The sequence below is a fragment of the Hymenobacter sp. ISL-91 genome, from assembly GCF_018613725.1.
GTDB lineage: Bacteria > Bacteroidota > Bacteroidia > Cytophagales > Hymenobacteraceae > Hymenobacter.
The window spans coordinates 133,222-152,526 of sequence record NZ_JAGGPS010000004.1 but is presented as its reverse complement, the minus strand read 5'-3'; the positions used below and the strand labels follow the sequence as shown (position 1 = coordinate 152,526).

At 62.6% G+C, this 19,305-nt stretch carries 15 protein-coding genes; 2 read left to right on the top strand and 13 right to left on the bottom strand.

Features of this window, described 5'->3' with window-relative positions; all coding sequences use genetic code 11:
• Positions 1–49: 49 nt before the first annotated feature.
• The 7 genes from J7E24_RS01485 to J7E24_RS01455 all read right to left on the bottom strand — a co-directional run bounded on the left by J7E24_RS01485 (position 50) and on the right by J7E24_RS01455 (position 9,924).
• On the bottom strand, positions 50–676 hold the full coding sequence (locus tag J7E24_RS01485; protein WP_215134398.1) for a DUF4159 domain-containing protein: 627 nt from the start codon (positions 674–676) through the stop codon (positions 50–52).
• Positions 677–841: 165 nt separating this feature from the next.
• Positions 842–2,167, bottom strand: a complete 1,326-nt coding sequence (locus J7E24_RS01480; protein WP_215134396.1) for a TldD/PmbA family protein — start codon at positions 2,165–2,167, stop codon at positions 842–844.
• A gap of 98 nt (positions 2,168–2,265) precedes the next feature.
• Positions 2,266–3,915, bottom strand: coding sequence for a TldD/PmbA family protein (locus J7E24_RS01475; protein ID WP_215134394.1), 1,650 nt, complete (start codon positions 3,913–3,915; stop codon positions 2,266–2,268).
• 156 nt (positions 3,916–4,071) lie between these two features.
• Positions 4,072–5,406, bottom strand: coding sequence for a TldD/PmbA family protein (locus tag J7E24_RS01470; protein ID WP_215134392.1), 1,335 nt, complete (start codon positions 5,404–5,406; stop codon positions 4,072–4,074).
• 101 nt (positions 5,407–5,507) lie between these two features.
• Positions 5,508–7,157 carry a TldD/PmbA family protein gene (locus J7E24_RS01465; RefSeq protein ID WP_215134390.1) on the bottom strand — a complete coding sequence of 550 codons (1,650 nt, stop codon included), beginning with the start codon at positions 7,155–7,157 and terminating at the stop codon, positions 5,508–5,510.
• Positions 7,158–7,353: 196 nt separating this feature from the next.
• Positions 7,354–8,385, bottom strand: coding sequence for a 5-methylcytosine restriction system specificity protein McrC (locus J7E24_RS01460; protein ID WP_215134389.1), 1,032 nt, complete (start codon positions 8,383–8,385; stop codon positions 7,354–7,356).
• Positions 8,386–8,556: 171 nt separating this feature from the next.
• Positions 8,557–9,924 (bottom strand): McrB family protein, encoded by a 1,368-nt coding sequence (locus tag J7E24_RS01455; RefSeq protein WP_215134387.1) that lies wholly within the window; start codon positions 9,922–9,924, stop codon positions 8,557–8,559.
• Positions 9,925–10,284: 360 nt separating this feature from the next.
• On the opposite strand from J7E24_RS01455, the gene J7E24_RS01450 reads away from it, so the two are divergent.
• Positions 10,285–10,725, top strand: coding sequence for a BLUF domain-containing protein (locus tag J7E24_RS01450; RefSeq protein WP_215134385.1), 441 nt, complete (start codon positions 10,285–10,287; stop codon positions 10,723–10,725).
• Between the two features lie 147 nt (positions 10,726–10,872).
• Here the strand turns inward: J7E24_RS01450 and J7E24_RS01445 are convergent, their stop codons facing one another.
• The 3 genes from J7E24_RS01445 to J7E24_RS01435 form a co-directional block, all read right to left on the bottom strand.
• Entirely contained in the window at positions 10,873–11,910 is a 1,038-nt protein-coding gene (locus J7E24_RS01445; protein WP_215134383.1) for a hypothetical protein, read from the bottom strand.
• Positions 11,911–12,068: 158 nt separating this feature from the next.
• The gene (locus tag J7E24_RS01440; RefSeq protein ID WP_215134380.1) at positions 12,069–13,406 is read right to left on the bottom strand and encodes a TonB family protein; all 1,338 of its coding nucleotides are present in this window, start codon (positions 13,404–13,406) and stop codon (positions 12,069–12,071) included.
• Entirely contained in the window at positions 13,363–13,794 is a 432-nt protein-coding gene (locus J7E24_RS01435) for a BlaI/MecI/CopY family transcriptional regulator (protein WP_215134378.1), read from the bottom strand. Before J7E24_RS01435 ends, J7E24_RS01440 begins: the two co-directional genes overlap by 44 nt.
• A 182-nt stretch (positions 13,795–13,976) precedes the next feature.
• Here J7E24_RS01435 and J7E24_RS01430 point away from each other — a divergent pair, with 182 nt between their 5' ends.
• Positions 13,977–15,212, top strand: coding sequence for an alpha/beta hydrolase family protein (locus J7E24_RS01430; protein ID WP_215134376.1), 1,236 nt, complete (start codon positions 13,977–13,979; stop codon positions 15,210–15,212).
• 283 nt (positions 15,213–15,495) lie between these two features.
• Here the strand turns inward: J7E24_RS01430 and J7E24_RS01425 are convergent, their stop codons facing one another.
• From J7E24_RS01425 to J7E24_RS01415, 3 genes are all read right to left on the bottom strand, one after another.
• Positions 15,496–15,840 carry a hypothetical protein gene (locus J7E24_RS01425; RefSeq protein WP_215134374.1) on the bottom strand — a complete coding sequence of 115 codons (345 nt, stop codon included), beginning with the start codon at positions 15,838–15,840 and terminating at the stop codon, positions 15,496–15,498.
• Between the two features lie 15 nt (positions 15,841–15,855).
• Positions 15,856–18,360, bottom strand: a complete 2,505-nt coding sequence (locus J7E24_RS01420) for a penicillin acylase family protein (protein WP_215134372.1) — start codon at positions 18,358–18,360, stop codon at positions 15,856–15,858.
• A 252-nt stretch (positions 18,361–18,612) separates the two neighbouring features.
• Positions 18,613–19,170: an acyloxyacyl hydrolase gene (locus J7E24_RS01415; RefSeq protein WP_215134370.1), complete on the bottom strand. Its 558-nt coding sequence runs from the start codon at positions 19,168–19,170 to the stop codon at positions 18,613–18,615.
• Between the last annotated feature and the right edge of the window lie 135 nt (positions 19,171–19,305).

The window sequence follows — 19,305 nt, the reverse complement described above, 5'->3', positions numbered from 1 at the left end:
GCTTAGAGTCTGGGGTGATAGGGGAAGCGGTAGCAGAGAGCGGCTGCCGTCAGGCCGTGAGGGCGTAGAGGATGATGTTGACGCCGAATTTGGTGTTGTCTTCGGCTAGGAAGCGCTTGTTGCGGAAGTCGTAGTCCCACTCGCAGCCGTAGTCTTTGTTGGAGTATAGCACCCGCAGGCGGCCATCTATTTCGATGCCTTTGAGGTAGTCGTGCACCAGGTCGTCGCCCCAGCCGTTGAGTTCGAAGCCGGTGTTGGGCGGGCCGTCGGGAAAGGGGAAGAACTGCGAGTAAACCGGGTGCGACTTCGGCAGCTTCTTCAGCGCCCCGGCCCCGAAACAGACGCGCATCTGCTCCTCGAACGAACGCGCAAACAGCCCGTCGATGTCGTGGTTGCAGTCATCAACAAACACGAAGCCGCCGCCACGCACGTACTGCTCGAAAATCTTTTTTTCGGCGGCCGTAAACTGCACCAGCCGGTGGCCCGAGAGGTAGCAGAACGGGTAGCGGAACAACTCCTGCGAATCCAGCGCTACTACTTTTTCCTTGGGAGCTACCGGCACTTTGGTGTACTGCACCAGTGAGTGCAGCAGGTTGGCCGGCATCCGTTCATCCACCGCATCCCAGTCGCCAGACTGATACTTGAGGCGCACGAAGGTAAAGGCAGCAGCAGGCATAAGATGGGGTAAGAGCGCCATGAGGCGACTGTTGGTAAAGGAAGCAGCGCGGCCCCCCGGGGTTGCACTGCCAGCAGCCTTTTCGGGGCCGGCGGCAGCAAAAGGCCCACCCGGCCAATTGCCGGATGGGCCCTTACTCACATGCGTGAGCGGTGCGGTTTTGCCCTACACCGCGTCAGAGAGGCTGGTGAAGGTGAAATCCCGAATCTTCAGTGGGGGCACCAGGTTGCCGCCGATACGCACCGGGCGGCCGATGGCCTCCACGTTGTTGAGCATGATAACCGGCGACTCGTTGAAGCGGAAGTTTTTCACCGGAAACTTTATCTGGCCGTTTTCGATGTAGAACGTACCGTCGCGGGTCAGGCCGGTATACAGCAGCGTCTGCGGATCCACGTCGCGGATGTACCACAGGCGCGTGACCAGAATGCCCTTGGCCGTGCTCTTGATCAGGTCCTGCACGCTCTGAGTGCCGCCTTCCATAATCCAGTTGCCGGGGAAAGCCGTGGCGGGCTTGCCGCTTTTCTGGCCCCAGTAGCGCGAGTAGTAGAGGTTGGAAACCTTCCCCTTATCAATCCAGGTCATGCGCTTTACCGGCAGCCCTTCACCGTCGAACACGCCGCTGGGTACCTCGGCATTCAGCGGGTCGGAGTAGATGGTGATGCGCTCATCAAATAGCTTTTCGCCCACCTTGTTGCCGCCGCCTTTTTTGCTGAGGAACGAGCGGCCTTCGTCGGCTTCACGGGCCCCCAGGCTGTACATGAGGTTGTTAAGCAGGCCCTCATCCGAAGCCAGCGCGGCGGGCTCCAGAATCACGGTGTACTTGCCGGGCTCCAGCGCCCGGGCGTTGCGCGAGCCGGCGGCCTTGTCGGCGGCCAGCTGGGTCAGGTTTTTGGCGTTGAACTTACTGGCGTCGGTGTAATCGGCTGTGGCGTAGCCCGAGCCGGTGCCGTCGGGCGTGCGCACCGTAATGCTGAAATCGACGTTGGTGCTCTGCTGATAGGCTTCGAGGCCTTTGTTGTTGCGCAGGGCCTGGAAGTAGGCGCCATCTTCGAGGTACCCGGCGGCCGTCAGGCCCTTGGCCGTACACAGCGCAATACTGTCGCCGGCCGCCTGGGCCCGGAAATCGGGGCTGATGGCGGCGGTGCTGGCGGCGTAGGCCTTGGGCGTGAGGTACTGCTGAGGTCCGAGCAGGGGCATATACTCGGCGTCTTCGGGCGCGAGGCGGGCAATTTCTTCGGCCCGCTGCACGCAGCGCTTCAGCGTGGCATCGTCGAACTCGTTGCAGGTGGCCACGCCCGAGCGTTTGCCGAAACGCGCTTCCACGGCCAGGCTCACGTTGTCGGTGGCGCCGGCGGTGCTCACCGAGTTGCGGGCGTAGCGCACGTTGCCGGTGGTGCGCCCGCTCAGGCTGGCCTGGCACTCATCGGCTTTACTGAAACCCAGCACCTTTTTCAGAATGGCCTGGGCTTCGTCTTTGGAAAGGATAGCCATGATTTCTCTAATGTGAAAAATGTGAAAATGTGGGGCAATGTGCGGAATGCAGAAGGGCGCGGTTGACCCACATTTTCACATTTCGCACATTCTTCACATTAAATTTTCCGGGCGACGTTGATGACGTTCACGTTGTTGAAGCGCGTGGTGGCCGAGCCGTGGCTTACGGCCGAGCTCTGGCTGGGCTGGCCCTTGCCATCGTTGAAGAAGCCCGCGAGCCGGTAATCCGACTGGTCGCAGGAACCGGCGCAGGAGTTCCAGAACTCGAGCGTGTTGGTCTGGTAGGCCACGTCTTCGAGCATCTCCGTGATTTTGCCCTTCTCGATGGCATAAAATACCTGGCCGCCGAACTGCGAGTTGTAACGCTGCTGGTCGATGGAGAACGAGCCGTTGCCGGCAATGTAAATACCCTTATCCACCTTGCTCACCATCTCATCGACACTCATTTTGCTGGTGCTCGGCTTGAGGCTGACGTTAGGCATGCGCTGGAACTGCACATCCTGCCACGACTGCGAGTAGCAGCAGCCATCCGACTCCTTCTGCCCCACAATGTGGGCCTGGTCGCGGATTTTCTGGTAGTCCACCAGCTTGCCTTCGTTGATGAGCATCCACTCCTTGGTTGGCACGCCCTCATCATCCCAGCCCACGGCGCCCAGCGAGCCGGGCTGCCGTTTATCGGCCACAATGTTTACCAGCTTCGAGCCATAGGGCTGGCCCTTGGCTTTCCATTCCATCGTAGCGAAACTGGTGCCGGCAAAGTTGGCCTCGTAGCCCAGCACACGGTCCAGTTCCAGTGGGTGCCCCACCGATTCGTGAATAGTCAGGCCCAGGTGGTGCGGGTCGAGCACGAGGTCGTACTTGCCGGCCGTCACCGATTTGGCCGTGAGCTTCTGCTTGGCCTGCTTGGCGGCGCGGGCGGCATCCTCCAGCATGTCGTAGCTGTTGCGGTAACCGATTACGTCGGAACCCTGGGGGCCGGCAATTTTATCGGCGGCTTTGGGCTGCAGGTACTCGTAGCCCAGGCCCATGGGGGCGCTCAGGGCCGAGCGCGAGCGGAATTTGCCCGAGGCGCGGTCGACCACCGTTACGCCAAACGTGGGGAAAATGCGGTGGATGTCCTGGTCGATGTAGGAGCCGTCGGTGGAGGCAAAGTACTTCTGCTCATTCACCTGAAACAGCACCGAGTTCACGAACGAGGCGCCGTTGCTCAGGGCCGCGGCGTTGGTAGCCAGCAGCAGATCTACCTTGTCCTTGATGGGTACTTCGAATGCATTTACCTTGATGGGGGCCTTCCACGACACCTCACCAAATCCCTTCTGCGGGGCCAGCTGCACCTGTTCCTTCTGCACCTTGCTGTTGGCCTTGGCAATCTGCACGGCCAGCAGCGTGGCCTTGGCAATGCCGGCCTCGGTTACCGTGTTGGTGGCCGAAAAACCCCAGGTGCCGTTGGCAATTACGCGCACGCCCGCCCCAAAACTTTCGGAGCTGACGATGTTCTGCACCTGCTTTTCGCGGGTGAACACACCTTGGTTAAGGTAGCGCCCGATGCGCACATCGGCATAAGAGGCACCGGCCGATTTGGCCGTATTCAGGGCCACATCGGCCAGGCGCTTTTTGGCGGCCACATCCAGGCCCGGCTCCAGCAGGCGCAGCGGGTCTACCATGTCGCCGGCAAAACCCGGAATAGCGGGCAGCCATAAGGCACTGGCAGCCAGGCCGGTCAGGCCTACAAAATCACGTCGTTTCATAAATCACAGATGGTGCAGATGATGCAGATGAAAAAGGATTCTTAATCACAGATTTTGCAGATGAAAAGGATAACGCAGAATTGTTCTGGTGACAGCACAGGGCGCGTCTAGCAGGACGAATCTGCGTTATCCTTTTCATCTGTACCATCTATGATGCTAGACGGCGTCGGAGAGGCTGGTGAAGGTGAAGTCGCGGATTTTGAGCGGGGGCACGAGGTTGCCACCCACGCGCACGGGTTTGCCAATGGCTTCAAGGTTATTGAGCATGATAATCGGGCTCTCGTTGAAGCGGAAGTTTTTCACCGGAAACTTGATCTGGCCGTTTTCGATGTAGAACGTACCGTCGCGGGTCAGGCCGGTATACAGCAGCGTCTGTGGGTCGACGGGGCGGATATACCACAGGCGCGTGACCAAAATGCCCTTGGCCGTGCTCTTGATCAGGTCCTGCACGCTCTGAGTGCCGCCTTCCATAATCCAGCCGCCGGGGCGCGGAATATCAGGAATACCGGCTTTCTGGGCCCAATAGCGCGAAGTGTACAGGTTCTTCACCACCCCTTTCTCAATCCAGGTGGTTTTCTGCTGCGGCCGGCCGTCGCCCGAAAAAAGCAGGTCGGGAACCTCGGCGTTGGTGGGGTCGGAGTAGATGGTAACGCGCTCATCGAATAGCTTTTCGCCCTTGCGGTTACCGCCGCCCTTCTTGCTGAGGAACGAGCGGCCTTCGTCGGCGTTACGGGCATCGAGGGCGCTCATCAGGGCCTGCAGCAGCGAAGCATCGGTGTTGGCTACCAGCGCGGCGGGCTCCAGAATCACGGTGTACTTGCCGGGCTCCAAGGCCTTGGCATTGCGCGAGCCGGCCGCTTTATCGGCGGCAATGCGGGTAAGGGTTTTGGCGTCGAACTTGGCCGCGTCGTTGTAATCGGCCGTGGCGTAGCCCGAGCCGGTGCCGTCGGGCGTGCGCACAGTTACGCTAAACTCCAGGCCCGACTGCTGCTGGTAGGCCTCCAGGCCCTTGCTGTTGCGCTTGGCAATAAAGCCGGCCGAATCGTTGAGGAAAGCGGCCGAGCTGAGCTTGCGCTCAGCGCTGACGGCCATGCTGTTACCCACCTGCTCGGCGCGATAGTCGGGCGTAATAGCGGCGGTGGCTTTGGCGAAGCTGTTGGTAGCCGGCAGATATTTCTGGGCTCCAAGCAGGGGCATGGACTCGGGGCTTTCGGGCGCGAGGCGGGCAATTTCTTCGGCCCGTGTTACGCAGGTGCGCAGCGTGGCATCGTCGAACTGGTTGCAGGTGGCTACGCCCGAGCGTTTGCCGAAGCGGGCTTCCACCGCCAGGCTCACGTTGTCGATGCCGCCGCTGGTGCTGATGGCGTTGCGGGCCGAGCGTACGTTGCCGCCCGACTGCCCACTAAGGGTCGCTTCGCACTCGTCGGCTTTGCTGAAGCCGAGTACTTTGGTAAGAATTGCCTGGGCTTCGGTCTGAGAAAGGATGGCCATTTGGTTGATTTTTTAAGCTGTTAGCTGATGGCTATTAGCTATTAGCTTTTGACCAAGCCTCCTGCACGGAAGCTAACAGCCAGCAGCTAACAGCTAACAGCTTAAATTTTCCGGGCGGTGTTAATCACGTTCACGTTGTCGAAGCGCGTGGTGGCCGAGCCGTGGCTCACGGCCGACACCTGGCTGGGCTGGCCTTTGCCGTCGAAGAACGAGCCGAACATGCGGTAGTCCGACTCGTCGCAGATGGCCGAGCAGGAATTCCAGAACTCGAGCGTATTGGTCTGGTAAGCCACATCTTCGAGCATGCCCGATATCTTGCCCTTGTCGATGGCGTAGAATACCTGGCCGCCGAACTGCGAGTTGTAACGCTGCTGGTCGATGGAGAACGAGCCGCGGCCGGCAATGTAAATGCCCTTGTCCACTTTGCTGATCATCTCGTCCACGCTCAGCTTGCCGGTGCCGGGCTTCAGGCTGATGTTGGGCATGCGCTGGAACTGCACCGTGCTCCACGAGTCGGCGTAGCAGCAGCCGTCCGACTGCTTCTGGTTGACGATGTGGGCCTGGTCGCGGATTTTCTGGTAGTCCACCAGCTTGCCCTGATCGATGATGTTCCACTCTTTGGTCGGTACGCCTTCGTCGTCGTAGCCTACCGCGCCCAGCGAGCCGGGCTGTAGCTTGTCGGCCACAATGTTTACCAGCTTCGAGCCGTAGGGCTGGCCCTTAGCCCGCCATTCCAGTGTGGCAAACGAGGTGCCGGCGTAGTTGGCCTCGTAGCCCAACACGCGGTCGAGCTCGGTGGGGTGGCCCACGCTTTCGTGAATCGTCAGGCCTAGGTGGTTGGGGTCGAGCACGAGGTCGTACTTGCCGGCCGTCACCGATTTAGCCGTGAGTTTTTCCTTGGCCTGCTTGGCGGCCAGCGCAGCATCGGCCAGCATATCGAAGCTGTTTTTGTAGCCGATGAGGCCGGTGCCGGCGGGGCCGGCAATCTTGTCGGCTGCCTTGGGCTGCAAATATTCATAGCCCAGGCCCATGGGCGAGCTGAGCGCATCGCGCGAACGGAACTTGCCGCTGGCCCGGTCGATGGCCGTCACCGAGAAGTTGGGCCAGATGCGGTGGATGTCCTGGTCGATGTAGGAGCCGTCGGTGGAGGCAAAATATTTCTGCTCGTTCACCTGAAACAGCACCGAGTTCACGAACGAAGCGCCGTTGCTCAGGGCCGCAGCGTTGGCGGCCAGCAGCAGGTCCACCTTGTCTTTCACCGGCACCTCGAAGGCGTTTACCAGAATCGGCGTCTTCCAGCTTACCACGCCTTGGCCTTTCTGGGCGGCCAGCTGCACGGGCTCTTTCTGCACTTTGCTGTTGGCCTTGGCAATTTGTACGGCCAGTTGGGCGGCCTTGGCAATGCCGGCCTCAGTTACCGTGTTGGTGGCCGCAAAGCCCCAGGTGCCGTTGGCCAGCACCCGTACGCCCGCCCCGAAACTCTCGCCGCTGGCAATGTTCTGCACCTGCTTTTCGCGGGTAAACACACTTTGGTTGAGGTAGCGCCCAATGCGCACATCGGCATAGGTAGCGCCGGCCGATTTGGCCGTGTTCAGGGCCACATCGGCCAGGCGTTTTTTCACGGCCACATCGAGGCCCGGCTCCAGCAGGCGGGCGGGGTCTACGAGCGAGCCGCCGAAGCCCGGCACGGCCGGCAGCCACAGGGCGCCGGCAGCCAGGCCGGTCAGGCCCACAAAGTCACGTCGTTTCAAATCGGTACGGGTTTGGGTGAGTAAAGAAAGGAATTCGGCAAGAAGGTACAGCCTTCCTTGTATTTGTTGCAACCCACAGACAAAAAACCCGTAGCGGGGCTGCATTTGGTTTGATAAAACAATGCGCCGGCGGGGATAAGTCACGGCCGCCACATCGTTTTGGCTGACTGCTCCGAAGGGCGCGTACAACGCGCGCCTACGCCACCAGCGCCAGTAAATCGGCCGCAATGCCCTCCCAGGGCTGGTTCAGGTCGAGGGTGACCACGCGCACGGGGTGGCCGCCGAGCGTGTAGCGCAAATCCACGGCCTGGGCGGCGGCGGGGTAGAGCAGGATGCCTTCGAGGGCCTGGCCGGGCTGGGCGGGCTGGTTTTGAAGGTAGGCGTAGAGCTGGTAAAGGTGGGGCGAAATCAGCCGGGCCTGGTCGTGGTGGCGCTTGAGGGCGGCGGCGTAGTATTTGGTGTCGAGGATGATTTTGCGGGCCGGGCTTTCCAGGCTCGTGTCCGTAATCATGGCTGGCAGCAGCGCCAGCGCCTCGGGCGTTTCGGCCGCCGCCTGCCAGGCAATAGTTTCCGAGCTTACCCGAAACTGCCGCTGCTCCAGCCGGTAGAAGTTGCGCACGAACTGCTCGAACAGCCGGGCCATCAGCGCCTCATCACGCCGGAAGTCGCGAAAGCGGGTCGGGCCGGCGGCGTCGGGTGTGGGCAGCGCGCTCAGGTGCAGCAGCTCACACACATTCAGCAGAAACCCGCCCAGCCCACTCGGCCGCAGCCGCCGCGCGGCCCGCAAACTGGCCGCCCCCAGCGGCCGGGCCACTACCGCCGCCGGAAACCGCCGCAGCACCAGCCGAATCTGCTGGCGCTGCTCGGTGTGCAGTGCCCGGCTGCGGCTTAGTTGCTGCAGCGTGCCCCGCAGCAGCCCGGCCAGCGGCGCATCGGGGCTCAGCTCATCCAACGCGCACACGGCCCGGCCCCGGCGCGGCAAATCCTGGCTCAGGGTGGGCGTGAGCAGCACCCGGCCGCGCAGTTCCGGCAATTCGGCCACGCGCTCGGTATACGCCATCGGCAGGCCCCGGGCCAGCAGCCGGCGCGTGCCGCTCAGCAGCACTTGGGCCAGCAGCGGCAGCGGCCGCCCGAACGCCTGCCCACTCACCGCCCGCACCTCGGCCTGCTCGGGCAGCCGGTTCCAGGCATAGCACAGCAGGTAGTACAGGTTTTGAATGGGAATCATTAGTCAGGGCTTAGCTGAAAAGCCACCCCAAGGTACGGAGGTCGATGTAGGGGCGGGGCTTGCCCCCGCCCGCCGTTGAACGACCACCGTTGCACGATTACCGTTGAAGCGGCGCGAAAGGCGGGCGGGGGCAAGCCCCGCCCCTACATCGACCTCCACAGCGTAGACTGACTACAGCCCGGCTAGTAGCTTCTTTTTCTGCTGCGTGGCCTTGGCCGGCTGGTCGAGCCAGTAGTCATCCAGGAGCGGCCCGATTTCCTGCGCCAGAATCAGGCGCAGCCACTCGGGGGCTTCGGCGGGGTTGGTGGGGGGCTGGCAGAAGTAACTGTGGCCCACGCAGAAATCAGGGCCCAGCTCGGGGTCGTCGGCAATGGTTTGGTTGAGGTCGAGCAGGCGGGTAGTGAGCAGCTGGGTGAGGGCACCCGGTACGCCGTGGGCCGCCAGCAGCGCCCGCAACGGCTCGCCGAATTCGGGCCGCAACTGCACGAAGGCGAAGCGGCGGCGCAGCGCATAGTCGAGCGGGGCCAGGCTGCGGTCGGCCAAGTTCATAGTGCCAATAACGAACACGTTTTCGGGCACGAAAAAGGGCGGGCTGCCGACCGGGGCGTAGGGCAGACGCACGGCGTGGGCGGGGCCGCGCTTGTCGGCCTCCAGCAGCAGCAGCAACTCCCCGAAAATGCGGGCCACGTTGCCCCGGTTCAACTCGTCAATCAGCAAAAAATACGGCTGCTCCGGCTCCCGCGAAGCCCGGCGGCAAAACTCCACCAGTAGCCCGTCGCGCAGCCGGAACCCGCCCTGGCTGTCGGGCCGGAAACCCTGCACAAAATCCTCGTAGCTGTAGCTGGGGTGGAACTGCACCAGCTCGACGCGGGCCGTATCGGTGCTGCCCTGCGCCAGCCAGGCCAGCCGCCGCGCCAGATACGTTTTGCCCGTACCCGGCGGGCCCTGCAGCAGCAGGTTGCGCCGCCGCGCCAAGGCTGCCTGCGCCGCCGTCAGCTCCTCATCGGTCAAAAATAGCTCAGCCCGCGCCATTTCCGGGGTGTAGGGCGTCGGCGTCGGCCGCTCATAGGCGGTGGCGGGCTCCTGGGCTTCGGCCAGCTCGATGGCTACCATTTCGCCGGTTCCTGCAGCGGCGGCAGCGTCTGCAGAAGCGGTTTTGGTGCGGGCTTTTTTGGCTGGTGCAGTTTCGCGGGGCGAGCCAGTGTAGAGGCCTTCCGCCTGCTGCTGGGCCGTTACGTCGCCGTCGAGCAGTGGCGAGTTTTCGAGGCTGGGGCGCTTGGTAGCAATAGTAAAATCCAGCGCCTCCAGCACCTGGTTGGTGGGTGCCCCCGCCCGTAGTGGCCACTTTGCCTGGGGTTGCCCGGTGGCGAGCTGGTAAGCCAGCTGTGCCACCTGCCGCGGAGCGTAGCGCCGGCCCTGGTACACGAGGTCATATACGGTGCTCAGGGGCATCTGCGGGCCGTTCTGGTCCAGCTGGCGCAGGGCCCGAAGCACCTGGTCGCGGGTTAACAGGAGGGTGGAGGAAGGGGGAGTGGCCATGCGGTTAAATGTACGGGCAAAACGCGTTGTGTGCTGCCGGCGCCCCCAGTACTGCACCATTACCGGTAAGTAGTACGTCATACATGCCTCTGCCATTGCCCTGATTCAGGCCTCTGCCTCGGCCCCGGTCCGTATTCCGCTACTTCAGCAAGCACGTGCATACTACCGGCCGCGTTCAGGCCCTGGTAGTTGTTGCCGGGCTGGAGGTAGTTTTTGCGGCGCAGAGCAAGCCCGAATGGAATCAACATCAGCAAAAACATATATTTGCACCCGTTCCAGCCGCCAGGTAACCTTTCGCTTTGATAATGGCCACGGATTTTCCTGCTTTCTGCACTGGAAGAAGCAGTTAGCACCCCGCTCATGTATCATCTGGTTTATACGAGTACTGCAACCATAGCTTTCAGTCCTGCCGATTTGCAGCAGTTTCTGGTGTGGTGGCGGGCCAATAATGAGCGGCTGGGCCTGACCGGAATCCTGCTCCACAGCAACGAGGGCGACATCATCCAAGTGCTGGAAGGCGAGCAGCCGCAAGTGGAAGCGCTATTCGCCGTCATCGAGCAGGATTCGCGGCACCGCAACGTAATCAAGCTGGCCGCCGGCCCCATCGGGCAGCGGCTGTTCGGCGAGTGGTTTATGGGTTTCCGAATGCTGGATTCGGCCGCTTTCCATTCGCTGATAGGCTACGCCAACCCCGACGAGCCCACCTTCCTGCCCGCCGCCCCCGCCGAGGCCGGTGACGACGAGCTGCTAAACCTATTGCGCGAATTTGCCAGCTCGCGCCCGGATGAGCTGCCGTGCTGAAACCCTACCGCTACCTGATCCGCTCCTGAAAGCAAACGCCCCCAACGTAACAACGTCAGGGGCGTTTGCTTTGAATCGTGGTTGAGGGCCTGATGAGCACCACTGCTGCGTGGTGGCTTTCGTCGCGCCGGTTCGCTTATCTACCGCTTACTGGTACTGAATGTAGAGCGGCGAAGGCTTGAGGGCAATAACCTCCGAAGGCGTCATGATGTGGTGGGGCTTGGGGCGGGCGTCGTACTCGTAGAAGATTTTGAAGCCGGTGTACTGCACAGGCTCGTTCACGATGTAGTGCTGGTAGGAGTCCTTTTTGAGCGTGGGGTTGCCGTGGCCGTCCATGTGCATCACCACCTGCACGCGCGGGTCGAGCTTGATGTTTTTGTAATTGGTCACCATTTTCCGGGTGAAGCGGTGCACCGTCAGCACCTTGGGCGGGAGCTTGTTTTCGCTCACGATGCGCGCCAGGAAATTGATGGTGAAGTTGATGTCCTTGGCGTCGAGGGTGCCGATTTTCTGGTTGGGGCGCACGCCGGGCATGGTGGCCAGCGAGAATTCGGGGTCGATGCCCAAATGCACCATGGGGTCTTTGAGGTACTGCTCCAGCTTGGGCAGCTCGGCTTGCAGCGTGCTGTGGCCCGGCTGCACATCGAGGAACACGATTACGTTGTGCTCCTTGCCCCAGCTGATAACCTCCTCAATGGTAGCCTTGGAGTTCATCAGGCGCCACTTGCCGTCTTTGCCGGGCGTGCCCTGGGTTGTAATGGTCACGTTGTGAATCGCGCCTTGCACGGGGCGGCTGGGGTCGGCGGCCTGCCACTCGCCCAGCACCTTTTTCAGCTTGCGGAACATCTGCTCCTTGGGCTCGCGGCCCAGAATGCCCATGCCCTTCGCCCGGATGTTGCCATAGAAGGCCACAATGCGCTTGCCCGGCAGAATGGCGCCCGGCAGCTGGCCGCTCACTTTCACAATCGAGTCGGCCTTGAGCGAGTCGCGGCGCATGGCCAGGCGCTGCAGGGCAGCCGAGTCAACCACGGCGGGCTGCTGCACCGAGTCGGCGGCCAGGGTAGCGGCTTCGGAGTCGGTGGCCGAGCGCGAGCCGCAGCCGGGTAGCGCAGCAAGTGAGAAGGCAAGGCCCAGGGCAGCCAGAGCAGGGGCCGTGAGGCGGGTAAGCGTCGAGAGGTAAGCCACTAAAACAACGGGGATTGAAGGCGAATGGAACCACGAAGGTGCGGCTTTTGCGGCTGACTTTCAACTTCATTCCAACTTTGCATTGGCAAGCCTATAGCCGAAACGCCGCCCACAGCAGTGCAGGCGGCGTTTTGGAGATGTTGAATACCAGGCAGGAATCAGTTCAGCGCAAACGAGATGGGAACGTTGTACTGCACGGCTACCGGTACCCCATTCTGCCGACCCGGCGTCCACTTTCCGGGTAAACTACGTACGGCGTTCAGCGCCACCTCATTTAACAGCCGCGCAGCCCGCGCCTGCGCAGGGGTAGCCGCAACGCCTTTGGAAACCTCTGCCGCCTCAATTTTACCGGCAGCAGTGATGATGAATTTTATCATGACGCGGCCTTCCAGCTTCGCCTCCGTTGCTGCGGCCGGATATTTTACGAGCTGGCCGATATCCGTTAGCAACTGAACCTGGCCGCCCGCATACTGGGGCATTTGGTCTACGAATGTGTAAACGGCCGGCGGAGCAGGGGGCGCTGGTTGCGTAGTGGCTTGAGCCAGCGCGCTGAATGATGTTGCCAACGCCAGCGCCAAGGTTGCTACGGGCAACGGCAGCCAGCGTTTCCAACGGCGCAAAGGGGCAGAGGTAGTCAGCATACGAATACGGGTTAAGGTGAAAGAGGAATTGAAGGAGTGCGCCAGGGGCAAATCGGGCCGGAACTGCGCCAGCGCCAGCCGGGCCAGCAGGGCCGGATAGGCGGCCGGTGTGGCAGTGAAGTGGCCGGCGGCCGGCGTATCAGCGGCGGCCTGCACGGCGGCGGCATCGGCCAGAAACTCGTGCAGCTGAGCCAGCGCCGGGGGTAGCAGGTGCACGAACGGCACCGGCCAGAGTAGCGCCCGGGCCACCTCCAGCAGCAGCCGCTCGTGGGTGTGGCGGCCGCGCACGTGGGCCAACTCGTGCGCCAGCACTGCCCGGGCCTCGGCGGGCGTCAGCGGGGCGGTTTCATCCCAAAAAATCAAGCGGCCAAACGAGCTGACGGGCCGCTGCCCACCGGTGCAAACCAGCACACAATCGGGCCGGACTTCGCGGGCAAAATGGCGGGTGCTGCGGTGCAGGTGCAGCAGTTGGCCCGCCAGGCGCAGCAGCAGCAGCGCCACCCCGGCCCCGTACAGCCCCAGCAGCCAGGGCAGTGGTCCGACCAGCGGCCCGCCGCTCGGCTCGCGCACCGTAATGGCCGGTAGCACGCCGCCACTTAGCAGGTGCAGGCTGTCAGGCGCCGGCACCGGTAGCCAGCCGCTCAGCCACCGGCCCGGCTCGGTGGCCGCCAGCAGCGGCGGGACCAGTAGCGCCACCCAGGGCAGCAGCAGCAAAAAGCGCCGGTTGAAATCAAAAAACCGCTCCTGCCGCAGCGCATAGCGGTATAGCAGCCAACCCGCACCCAGCAGCAGCGTGCTTTGCAGGCCCCAGCTAAGCAGGGCGGCCGTCGTCGTCGGAAGCAGGGTCGGAGGCATCGGCGGGGTTGTTGGCGGGGGCAGATTGGGCGTGGCGCAGCAGCTCTTCCAACTGGGCCGCATCAAGGTTTTCTTCCTGAGCGAAAAACGATACCAGCCGGCTGAACGAGCCGCCGAAGTAGCCGCCCAGTAGCTTGCCCAACGAAAAGCGTCGGTACTCGTCGCGGGCCACCAGGGCATGGTAGCGGTGGGTGCGCCCGAAGGCCTCGTGACCCACAAAGCCCTTCTGCTCCAGAATGCGGATGATGGTAGACACCGTGGTAACGGCCGGGCGCGGTGCAGGCAGCGCTGGCACCACATCCTTCACAAAGGCGGGGCCGTGCTGCCAGAGCACCTGCATCACCTGCTCTTCAGCGCGGGTTAACTCGGGGAAGGTAGGTTCGGGCATGGGCGGGCTTTTGAGGGATGAATTTAGGCGGTGGTACGACAGAATCAAATATACAACTAATTGATTAGTTGTAAAACTAAAATTTTGGCTGAAATATAAACTCAGCTTCTCCAGCCTTCACCGGAACAGGCAGAGAACAGACTGCGTTGGGTGGTTTCGACTGACAACCAAACCGCTTCTTTGTGCTGAATACGCTGTTTCCCCGTTTCCCTGTATCCGGCTGGGCCGTGGCGCTGCTGTGGCTGACGACGCTTGGGGCCGCCGCCGGCTGCAAGAGCAACTCGCCTGAACCTACCATTGTAGCTCCGCCTACTTCTCCGCCGCCGGTAGCGCCGCCCGCGCCGGTGCTGGTGGGCAGCACCCTGGTTGGCGAGTTTACCACCGCTCAGCTGGCGGCCCGGGTTTCCGATATTCCATTGGTAGGCGCACTGGCCCGTTTTCCCATCAAAGTGTATCGCCTCACTTACACCACCCGCAACACCGACGGCCAGCCGGTAACGGCCTCGGGCGCGGTGCTGGTGCCGGTGGCCCCGGCGGCGGTGCCGGTTATCAGCTACCAGCACGGCACGCTGCAGCCCGATGAGGAAAACCGGGCCCCCTCGTACTATAGCTCCCGCAGCGAAATATGGTCGGCCGTGTCGGTGCTGGCGGCTACGGGCTACGTGGTATCAGCCCCCGATTACATCGGCTACGGCGCATCCAAGGCCCTGCCGCACCCCTACGAGCACGGCGCGTCGCTGGCCTCGGCCTCGGCCGATATGCTCCGCGCCACCCGCGAGTTCTGCGAGCAGCAAAGAATCAGCGTCAACCAGAAAAACTTTTTGCTGGGCTACTCGGAGGGCGGCTACGCCACGATGGCGCTGCACAAGCTGCTGGAGGAAAAGTACGCCACCACGCTGCCCGTTACGGCCAGCGCGCCGGGGGCCGGGGCCTACCACAAATCGGCCTTTGCCAAATACATTTTGAACTCGACGGAGCCACTGAATTTCCTGAGCACCTACGTGTGGGTGCTACGCACCTACGACCGGGTGTACCAGCTCAACCGTCCGCTCAGCTACTACTACCAGCAGCCCTACGCCACCCGCCTGCAAACCGACCCGTTCAGCGCCGTGCCCGAGCAGGCCGCCGAGCTGTTCGCGCCCGCCTTCCGCCAGGCCGTACTCACAGGCTCCGATGCGGCCCTGACGGCCACGCTCACCGCCAACGACGTGTACGATTGGCAGCCCCGCGCCCCGCTGGCCCTGTTCCACGGCACGGCCGACGACTACGTGCCCTTCTTCAACTCGCAGGACGCCTACAACGCCATGCGCGCCCGCGGCGCTACCCAGGTCGAGCTGCGCCCCATTCAGGGCGGCACCCACTTCACGGCCGCGCCTATTTACACGTTACAGGCCTACGCCTTCATCTCGCAGTTTTAAAGGTAAAATGACCTAAGGTGAGATAGTGAGATAGTGAAATGGTGAGTTGATGTTTTGGGTCCCTGGCACAGGGGCCAGCCCCGGCGGGGCGGCATGTCGGTAGCAAATCAACCAAGCAGATAAGCAAAGCCCCAGCGGGGCGACACCACCGGCTCAACGATTGGTGTCGCCCCGCTGGGGCTTTTTCTATTTATCGATGCGTGGCCGCTACCGACATGCCGCCCCGCCGGGGCTGGCTCCTGTGCCAGTACTCCCGAACATCACTCACCATTTCACTACCTCACTATCTCACCTTGAGCCACGCGCCGGCCAGCGCCGCCAGACCGCCCACCAGCCCGGCCAGCAGGCCCGATAGCAGCACCAACAGCCAGGAGTTGCCACCCAGCGGCAGCAGCGCAGCCACCCGGCTGGCCAGCAAACCTGCGCCGTTGAGGGAGAGCCAAGCCGCGGGCAGCCACCAGCTGCACGCCACGCCCAGCAGCCCGGCTCCAAAGGCGGCCCCGGCCGAACCGCCGCGCCACGCGGCCAGCCCCAGACACAGCGGCAGCACCACCCACCACGGTAGGAAGAACTGGGCCAGGCTGGTGAGCACAAAAATCAGCAGGAAGAGGATAAAAAATGATTTCATAAGAATCGGGCGGGCTTACTTTTCCAGCCGCCAGGCGGCTTGCAGGCGGGGGTGGTTTTCGTCGGCTGCTTGCAGAAACACCAGCTCATCGAGTTGGCCGGTGCGCCAGCTTTCCAGCATGTCGTCGTAGTAGCGGGAGGCGGGGTTACCGCTCTGGCCCCCCGGGAAGATGCCATAGGCCCGCACCGGCGTGCTCAGGTCCACGACCATGCGCCAGGAGGGGCCGTTACGCGCGCCGGTGGCATTCACGGAGCCGGGGCTGCCGCCGCTCCACACGTCTTGGTGGCCGAAGCCGGGTAGCTGGGCCAAGTGGTTGATGTCGGTGCTTTTCTGGTGGGCCCAGGCCCACTTGGGCCCCAGAGGACCAAACTTGCGGGTCAGTGAATCCATGGCAAATTGCAACGAAGTGGTGAGCAGGTCGTGGACGGTTTCGCGTTGCGCCGTGCGGCGGTCGTCAACCCAAAAGCTGGCCTTTTTGAAGCAGTCCGAATAGTCGCCCGATTGGTACAGCAGCAATTGGTTGGTCCGGTCGCGGGAAGGGTAGCGCATTTCCAGGCCGGTGGCTTGCTTGCCGAAGTTGTCCTCCCAGAGTGCTTTAGTCAACTGCTGGTACCAAAGCTCGAAAATGGTAGCTCCTACGGCGTCGGCGGTGTAGTGAAATTTCCAGCGGGCCAGCACGCGCATGGCAGCAGATACGGGCGAGTGCGGGGGCGGGTAGCTGTAGCAGTCACTGCTTTCTTTGGTGCCTTCTAGCGTAAAAAGCATCCAGGGCAACATCAGTTGCGCATTCAATCCCAAATCGTCGTTCTGCAGCACCCGCAAGGTGTCGGCGGTGGCGCGGCGCATGTGGGCCAATTGCTCGTTGATGCGGTGGGCCCGGTCCCAGGGGGCATAATCCCAGCCCAGATAATAGGGGTAGCCGGGGCCGGCCGAGTGCTGGTTGGCCGACGACACGTAACCGCGGGCCGGGTTGAGGACGCGTGGCGTTTGGCTCATCGGAATCCAGCCCTGCCAGTCTTGCTTCGGGTCCGAGCCGTCGAGGATGAACTTGCCCTGCTCGGCATACTTGAGTGGGAAGCGGCCGTTGGGCCGGATGGCTACGTCGCCGGTGCGGCTGGCGAAGATGAAGTTCTGGGCCGGCGAGGCGTACGTGCGCAGGGCCCGGTTGTAGTCCTGGTAGTTGCGGGCGTGGTTGAGCTTCACGAAGGCCAGCACCTCGTTGGCCCCGGCAGCCTCGTGGGCCGTCCAGCGCAGGGCGTGCCGCACGGGTGTCTGCTGGTTGAAAACGGGCTCGTTCTGGTCGTACACCACCGGGCCGTGGTGGGTGTAGAGCACGGTGTCGAGGCGGTCGGGGCGGCCACGCACGGCTATTCGTTCCACCACCCGGCGCACTGGCTTCCAGCGCCCGGCGTGCCAGTACTCGCGCCGACTGGCGTCCTTGAATTTCAGCTGATACCAGTCGAGCACGTCGCCGCCCACGTTGGTGACACCCCAGGCCACATCCTGATTGAAGCCGATGATGACGGCCGGCGCGCCCGGAATGGTCACGCCGTATACATTCTGCGTTGGCCCGTGCAGCTGCACCTGGTACCAGATGCTGGGCAGATTGAGTTGCAGATGCGGGTCGTTGGCCAACAGCGGCCGGCCCGAGGCGGTGCGGCTGCCCGCCAAGGCAAAGTTGTTGGAGCCCAGCTCGGCGTCGGGCTCGCGGCTGGGCACCAGGCCCGACACGGCGGCGGCAAACGGTACGGGCGAGGCGGGCGGCACCGGCAGGGGCTGGAAATCGAGCGGCGCACCATCGGGCACCACCGGGTCGGCCCGGAAGGGGAAGTTGGGAAACAGGTCGCGCGTAACCTCGGGGCCGTATTTGCCCAAAATGTTGCTCAGCCGCAAATCGTCAGAGCGGCCGCTCAAGTCCCAGGCCATCAGCTTGAGCAGCAGCGCCGACTTGATTGGCGCCCACGGCTCAGGCGCATAGTCGAGCAGTTTGTATTCAAACGGATACGTTTTAGGCGTCAGCTGGCTGATGTAGGCATTCACGCCCGCCGCGTACGACTCCAGCACCAGCCGCGTCGTGTCGTTTTTTAGCATCTCGCGCAACGAATTTTCGGCCCCAAACGGCAGGCCCATGCGGCGCTGAAACCGGTCGTACTCCAGGGCCCGCTCGCCCACAACCTCCGAGATGCGGCCGGCCGCCACGCGGGTCATAAACTCCATCTGCCAGAGCCGGTCGCGGGCCGTGAGGTAGCCCTGGGCGTAGTACAGGTCGTGGTCGTTGTCGGCGAAGATGTGGGGCACGCGCCGGTCATCGAAGCGCACGCGCACGGTTTGGTGCAGGCCGGGCAGGCGTAGCGTTTGCTGGGCGGGAAAATCGGCGGCGGTTTCGCCGTTCTGCCAGAAGCCGCTGTAGGGACTCAGCAACCGGCCCAGCGGCGGCACCTGGCCCTGTGGGGTGTTCAGCACCCAGGCCAGCACAACGGCCACAAGCAGGGCCAGGGTAGGTTTCAGCCAACGCAGCATAAAGTATCCGGATTGTGAGGAGCTGGAAGGTAGTAAATGCCGGGTACTCCTGCGGTTGGCAGAACGAGCTGCGCGGTGGCCCACTGCCCCAGAGGCCCGGCCTGTCGGCAGCAAACCTGGTGCACCAAAAGCCACAAAGCCCCAGTAGGCCGGCACCAACTGTTTATGGTCGGTGCCGGCCTGCCGGGGCTTTGGTACGGCCGCTACAGAAAGTTGCGGGCTGCAACGGGCCGTTGCTGCCTACTGTTGCCGTTAGTTCGTGGGCAAGTAAATGCGGAAGCCCAGGTTGAGGCCCAGCGCGCCGCCGCCGAAGGTATTTCTGTCACCGCCGGTGCGTTGGTAGGAGAGCAGGCCCTCCAGGCCCACGGCCGGGGTGATGAAGTAGGAGTAGCCCAGGCCGGCTTTGGCCAGAAAGTTTATGTCGGAACTAATGCGCTCATTCGGAAAGGAATCTTCCCTAGCACGACTGCGGTTGTACACCCCACCCGCGCTCAGCTCGCCAAATAACCGGTGCCGGCTTTCCGAAGGCAGGTAATAGCGAAGCCAAGGTAACAGCCCAATAGCCAGTGAGTTGTTCCGGAAATTTGAGAGGGATTTTAACTGGAAACTCGAGTAGCCAAGTTGCAGGGCGGCCCCTACGGCCAGGTTATCGGCCACAAACACGCCCACCGACGGAATGACTGTTCCGGAGAAGCGCTTGCTAAAGTCGTTGCTCTGGAACGTGAAGTCGCCCCCGCTCAAACCGAGTACACGGGTGCCCTGGGTGGTTTGGGCCTGGGCGGCATTGCCGGCCAGGAGTCCCCCCAGCAAGAGTGGGAGGGAAAGAAATTTACGCATCGACGCTTTATAGGATAGGAAGTGAATGGATGCGCGAATAACGGCACTACAAACCATAAATTGCCCTATTCAGAGGCCTGAAAGCCCGTTGCGCCACTTTCCTGGGGT